This is a genomic window from Pseudokineococcus lusitanus (genome assembly GCF_003751265.1).
GTDB classification, from domain to species: Bacteria; Actinomycetota; Actinomycetes; order Actinomycetales; family Quadrisphaeraceae; genus Pseudokineococcus; species Pseudokineococcus lusitanus.
Genome location: NZ_RJKN01000001.1, coordinates 499095 through 513373, shown reverse-complemented (window position 1 = coordinate 513373; position 14279 = coordinate 499095). Strand labels below are relative to the sequence as shown.

The window sequence follows — 14279 nt, the reverse complement described above, 5'->3', positions numbered from 1 at the left end:
ACCAGCACCACCCGAGGAGCCCGCCGTGCCGTTGTTCGTGGACCGTGTCGTCCTGCACGTGGCCGGGGGCAGCGGCGGCCACGGCTGCGTGTCCGTGCACCGGGAGAAGTTCAAGCCGCTCGGCGGGCCCGACGGCGGCAACGGCGGCCGCGGCGGCAGCGTCCGGCTCGAGGTCGACCCGTCGACGACGACGCTGCTCGACTTCCACCACGTCCCCCACCGCAGCGCCGGGAACGGCCGCCCGGGCCAGGGCTCGATGCGGCACGGCGCGAAGGGCGAGGACCTCGTCCTCCGCGTGCCCGCCGGCACCGTCGTCAAGGACGCCAGGACGGGCGAGCTGCTCGCCGACCTCGTCGCGGACGGCACCTCCGTCGAGCTGGCCCCCGGCGGCGCCGGCGGCCTCGGCAACGCCTCCCTGGCGACGACGAAGCGCAAGGCGCCCGGCTTCGCCCTCCTCGGCGAGCCCGGCTGGGAGGGCGACGTCGTCCTCGAGCTCAAGTCGCTCGCGGACGTCGCCCTCGTCGGCTTCCCGAGCGCCGGCAAGTCGAGCCTGGTCGCCGCGCTCTCGGCGGCCCGCCCGAAGATCGCCGACTACCCCTTCACGACGCTGGTGCCGAACCTCGGCGTCGTCGTCGCGGGGGACGAGCGCTTCGTCGTGGCCGACGTGCCCGGGCTCATCGAGGGGGCCAGCGAGGGCAAAGGCCTCGGGCTGGAGTTCCTGCGCCACGTCGAGCGGACGGCGGCGATCGTCCACGTGCTCGACTGCGCGACCCTCGAGCCGGGCCGCGACCCGGTCAGCGACCTCGACGTCATCGAGGCGGAGCTGGCGCGGTACGCCGTCGACCTCACCGCGACGGGCGAGCCCGGCCTGCCCCTCGAGCAGCGCCCCACGCTCGTCGTCCTCCACAAGAGCGACGTCCCCGAGGCCCGCGAGCTCGCCGAGTTCGTCCGTCCGGAGCTCGAGGCGCGCGGGCACGATGTGCTCGTCGCGTCGTCCGCCTCGCACGAGGGCCTGCGCGAGCTCTCCTTCGCCATGGCGCGGCTCGTCCGGCGCGCCCGCGAGGAGGCCCCGCGACGCGAGGCGCCCGTCGTCGTCCTGCGCCCCCGGGCGGTCGACGAGACCGGCTTCACCGTCACCCGCGAGGAGGCCGTCGACGCCACGGACGGCGTGCGCTTCCGCGTGCGCGGCAACCGGCCCGAGCGCTGGGTGCGCCAGACCGACTTCACGAACGACGAGGCCGTCGGCTACCTCGCCGACCGGCTCGCCAAGCTGGGCGTGGAGGAGGAGCTCTTCGCGAAGGGCGCCGTCTCCGGCTCCGAGGTGGTCATCGGCGACGACTCCTCGCCCCGCGGCGCCGTCGTCTTCGACTGGGACCCCACGCTCGTCGGCGGTGCCGAGCTGCTGGCCGGCCCGCGCGGCGAGGACCTGCGGCTGTCCGAGGACTCGCGCCCCACGCGCGGCGACCGGCGGCGGCTGCAGGAGGAGCGCAAGGCGGCCCGCGCCGGCACGCAGGCCGAGCTCGAGGCCGAGCGGCTGGCCGACCGCCGCGCGGAGGCCGCCGGCCGCGAGGACGCCTGACGTCGTGGCGACGACGCAGCCGACCGGACGGGCCGCGCCGGACGGCGGGACGGCCGGCGCGGTCGGCGGGCGCGGGGACCTGCCGCGCGCCGGCCGCGTCGTCGTCAAGGTCGGCTCCTCGTCGCTGACGAGCGCCGCCGGCGGCCTCGACGCCGCACGGCTCGAGGGCCTCGTCGGCGTCCTGCAGGCCGCCCGCGCCCGCGGCACCGAGGTGGTGCTCGTCTCCTCGGGGGCCATCGCGGCGGGGCTCGCCCCGCTCGGGCTGGCCCGGCGACCGCGCGACCTCGCCACCCAGCAGGCCGCCGCCAGCGTGGGCCAGGGGCTGCTCGTGGCCGCCTACGCCGCGGCGCTGGCGCCCGCGACCCCCGTCGGCCAGGTGCTCCTCACGGCCGACGACGTCGTGCGGCGCACCCACTACCGCAACGCCTCCCGCGCGCTGGAGCGGCTGCTCGCGCTCGGGGTGCTGCCCGTCGTCAACGAGAACGACACGGTGGCCACCGACGAGATCCGCTTCGGCGACAACGACCGCCTGGCCGCGCTCGTCGCGCACCTCGTCCGCGCGGACGCCCTCGTCCTCCTGTCCGACGTCGACGCCCTGCACGACGGGCCGCCCTCGCGCCCCGGCAGCCGGCGGGTGCCGCTCGTGGCCTCGCCCGCCGACCTCGACGGCGTGGAGGTCGGCGGGACCGGCGGGGCGGGGGTCGGGACCGGCGGCATGGCCACGAAGATCGCCGCCGCGGGCATCGCGTCGTCGTCGGGCATCCCGGTCCTCCTCACGAGCGCGGCCCTCGCGGGGCCCGGCCTCGCGGGGGAGGACGTCGGCACGTGGTTCGCGGTGACCGGGCGGCGGGTGCGCACCCGCCTGCTCTGGCTCGCGCACGCCGCCCGCTCGGACGGCGCCCTCGTCCTCGACGCCGGCGCGGTCAGGGCCGTCCGCGAGCGGGACGCCTCGCTGCTGCCCGCGGGCGTCCGCGAGGTGCGCGGCACCTTCGAGGCGGGCGACCCGGTGGACCTCCTCGACGAGGCGGGGACGCTCGTGGCGCGGGGGCTCGTCGGCTACGCGGCCGGCGAGGTGCCGCCGATGCTCGGGCGCTCGACGGGCGACCTGGCCCGCGACCTCGGCCCGGGCCGCGACCGGGTCCTCGTGCACCGGGACGACCTCGTCGTCGTCCCGCGCTGAGACGTCCCGCGGCGCGGGGCGGGCGCCCCGGTGCGTCCGCCCGGGAGGCGTCAGGGGCGGGGGCCCAGCAGCTGCTGCAGCCGACGGCTGGGCGGGGTCCGGGTGAGCCGGGAGACGAGGGCCCCCCGGACCTGGGCGGGGCCCGTGCCGGCCGAGCGGGCGCGGCGCACGAGGTCCAGCCGGGACGCCGCGGTCCAGTCGTCCGTCGGGTCGCCGGCGACGGGCGGCGCGGGGCCCGGGGCGCCGTCGTGCAGCGGCGTGCGGGTCGCCGCCACGAGGGCGTCCACCGACGGCGACGTCGCCCGCACCCGCAGCCGTGCGCCCATCGCGGCCCGGGCGGCGAGGATCACGCCCAGGCCGTGGCAGTCGACGAAGTCCACGCGCGACAGGTCGAGGACGACGTGCGAGGACGCCCGGCGCCCCGCCCGTCCCAGCCGCTCCCGCAGCCGACCGGCCGTCGCGAGGTCGAGGTCGCCGACGACGTCGAGCACCACCTCGTCGTCGGGCTCCCGCGGGCGGGAAGGGGCGTCGACGTCCTGGGGGCGCGGCCGCACGGCGCGCTCGTCGGGACGGGGGGCGGTGCGGTCGAGGTCCATCGGGGCTCCCGGGTCTCAGCACATCGGCGTCGGATGCGCCACCGGGTCCCGGGCAGCTGCCCCACCCGGGCGACCGGCCGGGGAAGCGCGTCGATGCTCGCACACAGCACGCCCGCGTGGGTGCTCGAGCGCCCACCCGGGTCGTCGGCACGGACGGCGCCCACCTCGCCGACGCCGCCCCCCACGCCGCGGCCGAGCGCCAGGGGGCCGGCGGCAGGAGGCGACGGCCTCCCGGCCCGGCGTCGACCGGGTGGTCCGCGGGCGCCCCACGGGGTCCTCCGCGGGCTCCTCAGCCCGCGCGGGCCGTGCGCGCCCGTGCGCCGAGGACCGCCAGGGCGTAGGCCTCCTCGGCGTCGTCCGCGGCGCTCGCGTGCTCGCCCTCGGCGTCGCGCGTGCGGACGACGAGCTGGTCCGCGCGCTGCTCGAGCGCCACGAACGCCGCGCCGAGGAGCTCCCGCAGCTGCCCCTCGCGGGGGAGCCAGACGGCCTGCTCGACGTCGACGGAGTCCAGCGCCCACTCGGTCGTCCCGTTGAAGCCGAGGAAGCGGCCGGTGGAGTGCTCGTGCGCCTCGACGACGAGCTCGGAGAGCACGAACACCTCGTCGTCCATGTCGCGGTCCGCGATGACGAAGCGGTCCCCGGACGCGGGGTCCCACGTCACCCCGGAGGTGCGCAGGGCGCGGGCGGTGGGCACGGAGATCACGGCGGTCCTCCCGGGGGCGTGGGCGGCCCCGCGGCCGCCGTCGGTGCCCCCGAGCCTGCGCCCCGGGACGGCGCGGCGCCACCGCCGGACGGCGCCGCCACCCCCCGGCGGCCGACGACGTGGACCCGGCCCAGGACGGCCGGACGCCTGCCGACCTCGTCGCCGCAGGAGGTGCCGGAGATCCCTGGGGTGCCGACCTCGCTGCCGACGTCGGTCGGACGGCGCCGTAGGGGTCGACGTCGGCGCCGGGGCGGCGGCGAGGTCCCCGACCCCCGGCGGGCCGCGGCGGCTAGGGTCGGGAGACGCCGGACGGTCCACCACGCGGACGTCCGGACCGGCAGCGACGGGCTGCCCCGGACGCCGGGGGCCCGCGCGCGACGGCGGGGGGCGCACGTGGAGAGCTGGGCGGACCTGCAGTGGCTGCTCTGGATCGGGCTGGCGCTCGCGCTGGGCGCGGTCGAGATCGCGTCGCTCGACCTGGTCTTCGCCATGGTCGCCGCGGCGGCGCTCGTCGCGGCCGCCGGTGCAGCGCTGGGGCTCTCGCTGCCCCTGCAGGTCATCACCTTCGCCGTGGCCGCGGCGCTGCTGCTGGCCGTCGCCCGTCCCGTCGTCCTTCGGTACGTCCGGCCGCGCGTGCCGCTCGTGGCCACCGGCACCGACGGCGGCATCGGGCAGCGCGCCGAGGTCCTCGAGCCCGTGGGGCCGCGCGACGGCCGCGTGAAGCTCCGCGGCGAGGTCTGGAGCGCCCGCACCGAGGCGGGCGGCGTCCTGCCCGCCGGCGCCGACGTCGAGGTGGTCCGGATCGACGGCGCCACCGCCGTCGTCCGCGCCCTGCCCCCGACCGACCCGTCCGACCGCCGTGAACGACCCGCCCCCGACGGACCCGCGCCCGGCGGCCCGTCCCCGACGAGCCCCTGGAGCCCCTCATGACCCCCGGCACGCTCGCCCTGTACGTCGTCCTGCTGCTGCTCGTCGTCTTCGTCGTCGCCACCGTCGTCAAGGCGGTGCGGATCGTGCCGCAGGCCAGCGCGGTCATCATCGAGCGGCTCGGCCGCTACTCGCGGACCCTCGACGCCGGCCTGCACTTCCTCGTGCCCTTCATCGACAAGCCGCGCGCCACGGTCGACCTGCGCGAGCAGGTCGTCTCCTTCCCGCCGCAGCCGGTCATCACCTCCGACAACCTCGTCGTGAGCATCGACTCGGTCATCTACTTCCAGCCGACCGACCCCCGCTCGGCGACCTACGAGATCGCCAACTACATCCAGGGCATCGAGCAGCTCACGGTCACGACGCTGCGCAACGTCGTCGGCTCGCTCGACCTCGAGCAGACGCTGACGAGCCGCGACCAGATCAACGGCCAGCTGCGCGGCGTCCTCGACGAGGCGACCGGCCGCTGGGGCGTGCGCGTCAACCGCGTCGAGCTCAAGGCCATCGACCCGCCCGCGAGCGTGCAGGACTCGATGGAGAAGCAGATGCGCGCCGAGCGCGACCGGCGGGCCACCATCCTCAACGCCGAGGGCGTCAAGCAGAGCCAGATCCTCACGGCGCAGGGCGACAAGCAGTCGGCCGTCCTGCGGGCGGAGGGCCAGGCGCAGGCGGCGATCCTCGAGGCCCAGGGCCGCTCGCGGGCCATCGTGGAGGTCTTCGGCGCCATCCACCGGGGCAACCCGACGCCGCGGCTCCTGGCCTACCAGTACCTCCAGACGCTGCCCCAGATCGCCCAGGGCGACGCCAACAAGGTGTGGATCGTGCCCAGCGAGCTCAACGACGCGCTCAAGGGCATCGGGGACGTGCTCGGGCGCCGCGACGGCGGCCGGGACGACGAGGACGGCGTGCACGAGGTCGACGCCGGCGGCATCGCCGCCGACCTCGACGCCCCCACGCTCGAGGACCCCTCCGAGGCGCTCCGGCGGGCCCGGGCCGAGGCCGAGGGGGCGACGCAGGAGGCCGCCCACACCGAGGCCGGCACGCGCACGGGCCGCCGGGCGCCGAGCGAGGGCGGGGACGTCCCGCCGGTCGCCGGCGCGAGCCCCGACCTCCCCGCCGTCACCCCCGAGCAGGCGGGGGATCGGGCGCACGACGCGGCGCCGGCCGCCCCGCCCGCCCCGCCGACGGGCGACGGCGGCACGACGCCGGACGCCGGCCCGGGGCGCCACGGCGCCTGACCGGCCCCGCCCCGCACGGGACGACCCACGGGAGCCCGCCACCCGCCGAGATGTCGCTGGGTGGCGGGCTCCCGCGCGCCTACCCTGGGGCCATGAGCCTGACCGCGGACACCCCCGTCGGCACCGACGCCCGCGCCGCCGCGCCCGGCGTCCCGCCGGAGGTCGACGTCGCGGAGGCCGTGCTCGACGTCTGCCGTGCGGCCCGTGCCGCGAGCAAGGCCCTCGCGACGGCGACCCGGGCCACGAAGGACGCCGCGCTCCTCGCCGTCGCGGACGCGCTCGTCGCGCAGGCCCCGCGGGTCGTCGCCGCCAACGGGCGCGACCTCGAGCGCGGTGCCGCCGAGGGCCTCCCGGCCAACCTGCTCGACCGGCTGCGGCTCGACGCCGACCGGCTCGGGGCCATCGCCGACGCCGTCCGCGACGTCGCGGCGCTCCCCGACCCGGTGGGGGAGGTCGTCCGCGGGCAGACGCTGCCCAACGGGCTGCGCCTGCGCCAGCTGCGCGTGCCGATGGGCGTCGTCGCCGTCGTCTACGAGGCGCGCCCCAACGTCACCGTCGACGCCGCGGCGCTCGCCCTCAAGAGCGGCAACGCCGTCGTCCTGCGCGGCGGCTCGGCGGCCCGGGAGACCAACGCCCTCGTCGTCGAGGTCGTCCGCGAGGCGCTCGCCGCCGCGGGCCTGCCGGCGGACCTCGTCAGCACCGTCGACGCGTACGGGCGCGAGGGCGTCCGGGCGCTCATGCGGGCGCGCGGCCTCGTCGACGTCCTCGTGCCCCGCGGGGGCGCGGGGCTCATCGCCGAGGTGGTGCGCTCGTCGACCGTCCCGGTCATCGAGACGGGCACGGGCAACTGCCACGTCTACGTCGACGCCGCGGCGGACCTCGACGTCGCGCTCGCCGTCGCCCTCAACAGCAAGACGCAGCGCACGAGCACCTGCAACACCGCCGAGACGGTGCTCGTCCACGCCGCCGTCGCCGACGCCTTCCTGCCGTCGCTGCTCACGGCCATGAGCGCGGCCGGCGTCCGCCTGCACGGCGACGACGCGGTCCGGGCCGCCGCCGAGCCGCTCGACGGCGTCGACGTCGAGCCGGCGACGGACGAGGACTGGGCCACCGAGTACCTCGCGCTCGAGCTGGCCGTCGGGGTCGTCCCCGACCTCGACGCGGCGCTCGCGCACGTCGACCGCTGGTCGACCGGCCACACCGAGGCGGTCGTCACGCGGGACCTCGCCGTCGCGGAGCGCTTCGCGGCCGAGGTCGACTCGGCGGCCGTCATGGTCAACGCGTCCACGCGCTTCACCGACGGGGCGCAGATGGGCCTCGGCGCGGAGATCGGCATCTCGACGCAGAAGCTCCACGCCCGGGGCCCGATGGGGCTCGCCGAGCTGACGACGACGCGCTGGGTCGTCACCGGGGACGGCCACGTGCGGGGCTGAGCGCCCCGGCGTGGCAGACTCGCCGCCGCGTCCCGGCCCCGGGCGCGCCGGACCGCCCGAGGAGCGCCCATGCCGTCCACCGCCGTCCTGGCCGCCGCCGGGGAGCACCACGTCGTCAACGAGCTGCCGATGGACCCGTTCTTCTTCGGCCTCACCGCCTTCGTGGCGCTGCTCGTGCTGCTCTCGGTGACCTTCGCGTTCCGCAGCGTCGGCTTCCGCCACGCGGGCCGCGACGGCCTCCACGACGGGCCGCACGACGGCCCCCACGACGCCGGCGACCGGCACTGACGGCCCGCCACCAGGCCCCCGAGCCCGTCGACCGGTCCGCCGTGACGCCGCGGCGCGCCCTGCGCGCGGAGGAGCTGCGCGAGAGCGGCGTCCCCGTGCCCTCGCCCGGCCGCCGTCGGGTGGGGGTCATGGGCGGCACCTTCGACCCCGTCCACCACGGCCACCTCGTGGCGGCCAGCGAGGTCGCCAGCGTCTTCGACCTCGACGAGGTCGTCTTCGTCCCCACGGGGCGCCCCTGGCAGAAGGACCACCGCGAGGTCACCGGGGCGGAGCACCGCTACCTCATGACCGTCGTCGCGACGGCCTCCAACCCCTCGTTCACGGTGAGCCGCGTCGACGTCGACCGGCCCGGCCCGACCTACACGGTCGACACGCTGCGGGACCTGCGCCGGCTGCTCGGCGACGCCCAGCTCTTCTTCATCACCGGCGCCGACGCCCTCCAGCAGATCCTGTCGTGGAAGGACGCCGACGACGTGTGGGAGCTGGCGCACTTCGTCGGGGTCACCCGGCCCGGCCACGAGCTCGCCGCGACGGGCCTGCCGCACGAGCGCGTCAGCCTGCTGGAGATCCCTGCGCTCGCCATCTCCTCGACCGACTGCCGCGACCGCGTCGCCCGCGGGGAGCCGGTCTGGTACCTCGTCCCGGACGGGGTGGTCCAGTACATCGCCAAGCACCGCCTCTACCGGGGCGGGCCGCTCGGCCCCAGGCTCGGCGACGAGCCCGCCGGGCTGCTCGAGGAGGTGGGACGGTGAGCACCGACCACGGGGCGCCCACGGACGCCGCCGCGACCCGGGCGGCGCTCGACCGCGCCGCCGACGAGCTGGCCGCCGTCGTCGCCGAGGGCCCCGACGAGGCGCCGGACGCCCCGGGGTCCGGCGCCCCGGCCCGGGTGGTCGACCCGGACGACGTGGCCCCCGGGACCGACCCCGAGGTCCCCACGGGCGAGGGACCGGGCGCCTGAGCGCTGCGTGAGACCCTGGGGGTCTGCCGCGGCGGACGCCGCGGCCCGTCAGGAGGACACACGTGACCGCCACCGACCGGGCCCTCGAGCTGGCCAGGGCCGCCGCCGAGGCAGCGGCCGACAAGCTCGCCGACGAGGTGCTGGCGCTCGACGTCAGCGAGCAGCTCGTCATCACCGACGTCTTCGTCGTCGCCTCCGCCGACTCCGACCGGCAGGTCCGCGCCGTCGTGGACGCCGTCGAGGAGCGGCTGCGCGGGATGGGCGTCCAGCCCCTGCGCCGCGAGGGCCTGGCCGAGGCCCGCTGGGTCCTGCTGGACTACGCCGAGATCGTCGTGCACGTGCAGCAGACGGAGGACCGTCGCTTCTACGCCCTCGAGCGGCTGTGGAAGGACTGCCCCGTCGTCGAGCTGCCCGCCTCGGTCACCGCGGGCCGCGGCGCCGGCGACGAGGCGTGAGCGGGGGCGGCGCCCCGCCGCAGGTGGTGCTGTGGCGCCACGGCCAGACGGCGTGGAACGCCGAGGGCCGGTGGCAGGGCCACAGCGACATCCCCCTCACCGACCTCGGGGCCGAGCAGGCGCGCGAGGCCGCCGCCGTGCTGCTGCACCGCCGGCCCGTGCGGCTCGTCAGCTCGGACCTGCAGCGGGCGAGCGGGACGGCCGGCGCGCTGGCGCTGGCCGCCGGGATGCCCGTGCTGGTCGACCCGCGGCTCCGCGAGGTGCACGGCGGCGAGTGGCAGGGCCTGCGCCGCAGCGAGATCGAGCAGGGGTGGCCGGACCTGCACCGCGCCTGGCTCGCGGGGGAGGACGTGGCCGCCGGGGGCGGGGAGAGCCGCGCCGCGGCCGGTGCCCGTGTGGCCGAGGCCGTCGAGGAGCACGCGGCGGACCTGGCCGACGGCGAGGTGCTCGTCTGCGTGGGCCACGGCGGTTCCCTGGGCTCGGCGCTGCTGCGCCTGCTCGGTCTCCCGGTGGGCACCGCGCCGCTCGTGACGGGCCTGCGCAACGCCCGCTGGACCACCCTCGTGCGCGGCGACGGCACGGACGTGCCGTGGCGCCTGCTCGAGCACAACGCCGGCGCGTGGCCCACGGGCGACGTCGTGCCGGCGCAGGTCGGCGCGGGCCGGGGCGCGACGGGCGCCTGACGCCGCGCGGGCCCGTGCGGTGATGTGGCCGATCGGCGCGGGCCGGGACCCGACGGACGCCGGATGCCGCCCGTGCGCGTGGTGATTTGGCCGCTCGGCTCGTGCCGGGCTACTCTTCCTCCCGTCCTCGCGAGCGGCTCCGGCCGGTCCGAGCGGCGGTCCGGGGCTGTGGCGCAGCTGGTAGCGCACCTCCATGGCATGGAGGGGGTCAGGGGTTCGAGTCCCCTCAGCTCCACCGGACGACGGAGGCCCGTCCCCCTCGGGGGGCGGGCCTCCGTCGCGTGCGGGGACGGCCGGCCCGAGGGCGGGCACGCCCGAGATGTCCCGCCGGACGGGCCGTGGTGCCATCGGGGGTGCCACCCGCCGCGTCGCCCCCCGTCCCTCCCCCGGCCCGGTCCGACCGGCCGCCCCTCGTCACGGCCCGCCTGCAGGACGCGCTCGAGGCCTGCCGCGGGCACCGCACCGGCGAGGTCGCCGACGACGTCCCCCAGCTCGCCGACGCGGACCCGGAGCTCTTCGGCGTCGCGCTGGCCACGCTGGACGGGCACGTCCACGAGGTCGGCGACAGCCGGCGGCCCTTCACGGTGCAGTCGCTCTCCAAGCCCTTCGCCTACGCCCTCGCGCTCGCCGACCGCGGCGCCGACGAGGTGGCCGCCCACGTCGGCGTCGAGCCGTCGGGGGAGGCCTACGACGCCATCAGCCTCGAGGCCGGCACCGACCGGCCCCGCAACCCGATGATCAACGCGGGGGCCCTCGCGACGACGTCCCTCGTCCGCGCCGGCGACGCCGCCGAGCGCTCGGAGCGGCTGCGGGACCTGCTGTCCCGGCTGGCGGGGCACGAGCTCGTCGTCGACGAGGAGGCCGCCGCGGCCGAGCTCGCCTCCGGGCGGCGCAACCGCGCGCTGGCGCACCTGCTCTCGGCGCACGGGATGCTCGGCGTCGACGACCCGGAGGAGGCCGTCGCGGCGTACGCGCGGCAGTGCGCCGTCCTCGTCGACGCCCGGGACCTGGCCGTCGTCGGGGCGACCCTCGCGGCCGGCGGCGTGCACCCGTCGACGGGGGAGCGGGTGCTCGAGGTCGACGTCGTCCGTCAGGTGCTGGCGGTCATGCTCACCTGCGGCATGTACGACGCCGCCGGGGACTGGGCGGCGACCGTCGGCATGCCGGCCAAGAGCGGCATCTGCGGCGGCCTCCTGGCCGTCGCGCCCGCCGAGGTGGGGCTCGCCGCCTGGTCGCCGCGCCTGGACCCGCACGGGCGCAGCGTCCGCGGGCTCGAGGCCGTCCGACGCCTGTCGGGCGGGCTCGACCTGCACGCGCTCCACGTGCGACGGGCGGCGCGAGCGCCGCTGCGGACCTCGACCGACGTGGCGCGCCGGCCCTCCCTGCGCCCGCGCCCGGTGGAGGACGCCCGGCTGCTGACCCGGGTCGGACCGCGGGCGCCCGTCCACGTGCTCCACGGCGACGTGGGGGTGGCGGCCGCCGAGCGGGCGGTCCGCCTCGTCGAGAGGGCGGGGGAGGACCTCGACGTCGTCGTGCTCGACCTCCGGGCCGTCGACGAGCTGCTGCCCGCCGCCGCCCGCCTCCTCGACGACCTCGCCGCCGTCCTGGCCGAGGACGGGCGGCGCGTGCTCGTCGTCGACCCGGAGGGCCTCCTCGCGGCGGCCCTCGACGGGCGGGAGCCGGCCGCGGCCGTGCACGGGGACCGGGAGGGAGCCGTCGTGGCCGCCGAGGAGGAGCTGCTGCGCCGGCACGCGGCACGGGAGGACGGCACGTCGGCGGCGCCTGGGCCCGGCGACCACCCCCTCCTCACCGCCCTCGACGACGCCGCGGCCGTCGTCGCGGCGGGCACGGCGGTGACCGCCGCCGACGGCGAGGCGGTGGCGCTCGACCCCGCGGCGCTCCACCTCGTCCTGGCGGGCACGGTGCGGCCCGCGGGCCCCCCGGCGCCGGGGGCGCCGGCGTCCTTCGGCGCCGGGACCTGCGCGGGCGGCCCCGGCCTGCCCCTGCCGCCGGTGGACGACGGCGGCGTGCCCGCGACGGCGGACGGGGACGTGCGGCTCCTCGTCCTCGACGCGGCGGCGCTCGACGACCTCGGGCGGGACCACCCGCGCACGGCGGCGGGCCTGTGGCGGGCGCTGGCGGACGGGGCGACCGCCCGGGCGGCGCGGCTGGCGCGGGAGGTGGCCGCCGCGGACGCGGCGTGACGCGCACCCGCCGGGGCGAGGTGGCCTGCGCGACGGCGGCACGCCACCATCGGGCGGTGCCACCCGCCTCGCCCGCTCCCGACCCCAGCGCCCCCGACGTCCCGGAGGGCGACGCCGCGGACGACGGCGCCCTCCCGGGGCGGTCCCGCCGGTGGCGCCGCCCCCGCGGGCGGGTCGTCGCCGGGTGGGTCGCGCTCGTCGCGGCGCTGGGCCTCGTCGCCGCCGTCTTCGGGGTGACGTCCGCGCGGACGACGGCCAGCCTCGGGCCGCACGTGGCCACCTACGCCGTGACGACCGACGGCGAGGTCTCCGTCGACCTCGGGCCGCTGGGGGCGCTCGTCCTCGACGCCCCGCTGCCGCTGCACCTGGGCGTCGATGTCGCCGTCGCCGAGATCCCCGCCGACCTCACGGAGGTCGGCGCCTCCACGAGCGTCGTCGAGCTGCTCGGCGGTGACCTCCAGGGGTACCTGCAGCTCTTCACGGCGCCCCAGGCGACCCTCGACGTCGTCACCCAGGGCCTCGTGGCCGACGCGGTGCAGCGCTGGCTGCTCACCTGGGGCGGCCTCGTCGCGGTCACGCTGGTCGGCCGGGCCCTGCTCGGCCGCGGGCGGCGCGCGGAGCTGCTCGCGCTCGGGCGGCGCCACCGGGTCTGGCTCGCGGTCGTCCTCGTCGTCGCCCTCGTGGGCGCCGTCGTCGCCGCGGGCCTGCGCCCGCAGGCGCAGCGCGACGCCGCGGGCAGCGGCGCCTTCCCCGTCCTCGACGGGACCCCGCTCGAGGGCGCCCGCGTGACCGGCCGCCTGGCCGGCGTCGTCGACCTCGTCGCGGGCTTCGTCACCGAGCAGGTCGAGGAGAACGACGCCTTCTACGCGGCGGTGACGACCGACCTCGAGCGGGCCTGGGCGGCCGCGTCGCCCGACGACCCGGCCGTCGCGGCGGCGCTCGCGGCCCGGGGCGTGGAGGAGCCGACGGCGTCGCCGACGACGGCCACGGCCCCCACCGCCACCGGCTCGTCCGACGGCGACGAGGACGACCTCGTCGAGGACGCGGAGCTGCCGGCCGGGGAGGTCGAGGACCCCCTCGACGACGAGGTCGTCACGGCCCTCGTCATCAGCGACCTCCACTGCAACGTCGGCATGGCCGGCCCGGTCGCCCGGGTGGCGGCCCTGGGCGGCGCCGACCTCGTGCTCAACGCCGGCGACACGACGATGAACGGCTCGTCGGTCGAGCAGACCTGCGTCACCGCCTTCGCCTCGGCGCTGGGCGACCTGCCCGTCGTCGTCGCCGACGGCAACCACGACAGCGCCGACACGGCCGCGCAGGAGCGCGCGGCGGGCTGGACCGTCCTCGAGGGCGACGTCGTCGAGGTCGAGGGGCTGCGCCTGCTCGGGGCGCCGGACCCCCGCGCCACCCGGCTGCTCGCCGGCACGGAGGCGACCGCCGAGGCCCCGACGGCCGGCGGGCTCGCCGACGAGCTCGCGACGAGGGCGTGCGACGACGGCGACGTCGACCTCCTGCTGATCCACGACGCCTCCATCGCCGCCCCGTCGCTCGAGCAGGGCTGCGTCCCGGCGTCGGTCTCCGGGCACTACCACGTGCGCACGGACCCGGAGCAGGTCGGCCGGGGGATCCGCTACATCAGCTCGAGCACGGCGGGTGCCGTGCTCAACCAGCTGACGGTCGGCCCGCTCAACGGCACGGCCGAGGCGACGCTGCTCCGGTTCGACCGCGAGGACGGACGCCTGCTGTCCTGGCGCCTCGTCACCGCCTCGCCGCAGGCCGAGGTGACCGTCAGCCCGTGGCAGGCCTGGCCCGAGCCCGAGGCGCAGGCCACCGACGTCGCCGCGGCGCCGCCCTCGCTGCTGCCGCCGGCGACCGAGGACGGCGAGCCCGTCGACCCGGACGACGTGGCGGGCGCCCCGGGGCAGCCGGCGCTCGACGAGGAGGGGCAGCCGCTCGACGACGGCACGGGGGAGCCGGGGGCCGACGGCGCGGGGGCCACGGCACCGCCGGCGACGCCCGGCGGCTGAGGCCC

General features: G+C 78.3%; 14 protein-coding genes and 1 tRNA gene. 13 read left to right on the top strand and 2 right to left on the bottom strand.

Features of this window, described 5'->3' with window-relative positions; translation table 11 throughout:
• Positions 1 to 25: 25 nt before the first annotated feature.
• A complete protein-coding gene (gene obgE / locus EDC03_RS02300; RefSeq protein WP_123378539.1) occupies positions 26 to 1579 on the top strand; it encodes a GTPase ObgE in 1554 nt (517 codons plus the stop codon).
• Positions 1580 to 1583: 4 nt separating this feature from the next.
• Entirely contained in the window at positions 1584 to 2759 is a 1176-nt protein-coding gene (gene proB, locus EDC03_RS02295) for a glutamate 5-kinase (protein ID WP_123378538.1), read from the top strand.
• 50 nt (positions 2760 to 2809) lie between these two features.
• Here the strand turns inward: proB and EDC03_RS02290 are convergent, their stop codons facing one another.
• Positions 2810 to 3355: an STAS domain-containing protein gene (locus EDC03_RS02290; RefSeq protein ID WP_123378537.1), complete on the bottom strand. Its 546-nt coding sequence runs from the start codon at positions 3353 to 3355 to the stop codon at positions 2810 to 2812.
• 289 nt (positions 3356 to 3644) lie between these two features.
• Positions 3645 to 4058 carry a pilus assembly protein CpaE gene (locus EDC03_RS02285; protein WP_123378536.1) on the bottom strand — a complete coding sequence of 138 codons (414 nt, stop codon included), beginning with the start codon at positions 4056 to 4058 and terminating at the stop codon, positions 3645 to 3647.
• Positions 4059 to 4451: 393 nt separating this feature from the next.
• Between EDC03_RS02285 and EDC03_RS02280 the strand changes: the two genes are divergently transcribed.
• The 11 genes from EDC03_RS02280 (at position 4452) to EDC03_RS02230 (ending at position 14274) form a co-directional block, all read left to right on the top strand.
• The gene (locus tag EDC03_RS02280) at positions 4452 to 4988 is read left to right on the top strand and encodes an NfeD family protein (RefSeq protein WP_199719856.1); all 537 of its coding nucleotides are present in this window, start codon (positions 4452 to 4454) and stop codon (positions 4986 to 4988) included.
• Positions 4985 to 6223 (top strand): SPFH domain-containing protein, encoded by a 1239-nt coding sequence (locus tag EDC03_RS02275; protein ID WP_123378535.1) that lies wholly within the window; start codon positions 4985 to 4987, stop codon positions 6221 to 6223. Before EDC03_RS02280 ends, EDC03_RS02275 begins: the two co-directional genes overlap by 4 nt.
• A 92-nt stretch (positions 6224 to 6315) precedes the next feature.
• Positions 6316 to 7656: a glutamate-5-semialdehyde dehydrogenase gene (locus EDC03_RS02270; RefSeq protein WP_123378785.1), complete on the top strand. Its 1341-nt coding sequence runs from the start codon at positions 6316 to 6318 to the stop codon at positions 7654 to 7656.
• Positions 7657 to 7725: 69 nt separating this feature from the next.
• Positions 7726 to 7944 carry a hypothetical protein gene (locus EDC03_RS02265; RefSeq protein ID WP_123378534.1) on the top strand — a complete coding sequence of 73 codons (219 nt, stop codon included), beginning with the start codon at positions 7726 to 7728 and terminating at the stop codon, positions 7942 to 7944.
• Between the two features lie 128 nt (positions 7945 to 8072).
• Positions 8073 to 8696 (top strand): nicotinate-nucleotide adenylyltransferase, encoded by a 624-nt coding sequence (gene nadD, locus EDC03_RS02260; RefSeq protein ID WP_199719907.1) that lies wholly within the window; start codon positions 8073 to 8075, stop codon positions 8694 to 8696.
• Complete coding sequence (locus EDC03_RS02255; protein WP_123378533.1) at positions 8693 to 8905, top strand: hypothetical protein; 213 nt, start codon at positions 8693 to 8695, stop codon at positions 8903 to 8905. The genes nadD and EDC03_RS02255 overlap by 4 nt, the downstream gene beginning before the upstream one ends.
• A gap of 62 nt (positions 8906 to 8967) precedes the next feature.
• A complete protein-coding gene (gene rsfS, locus EDC03_RS02250) occupies positions 8968 to 9360 on the top strand; it encodes a ribosome silencing factor (RefSeq protein WP_123378532.1) in 393 nt (130 codons plus the stop codon).
• Positions 9357 to 10043 carry a histidine phosphatase family protein gene (locus EDC03_RS02245; protein WP_158674169.1) on the top strand — a complete coding sequence of 229 codons (687 nt, stop codon included), beginning with the start codon at positions 9357 to 9359 and terminating at the stop codon, positions 10041 to 10043. The genes rsfS and EDC03_RS02245 overlap by 4 nt, the downstream gene beginning before the upstream one ends.
• Before the next feature lie 162 nt (positions 10044 to 10205).
• Positions 10206 to 10278 (top strand) — tRNA-Ala (locus tag EDC03_RS02240).
• Positions 10279 to 10396: 118 nt separating this feature from the next.
• Entirely contained in the window at positions 10397 to 12247 is a 1851-nt protein-coding gene (gene glsA / locus EDC03_RS02235; protein ID WP_158674168.1) for a glutaminase A, read from the top strand.
• A 56-nt stretch (positions 12248 to 12303) separates the two neighbouring features.
• A complete protein-coding gene (locus EDC03_RS02230; RefSeq protein ID WP_148057985.1) occupies positions 12304 to 14274 on the top strand; it encodes a metallophosphoesterase family protein in 1971 nt (656 codons plus the stop codon).
• Positions 14275 to 14279 lie beyond the last annotated feature (5 nt).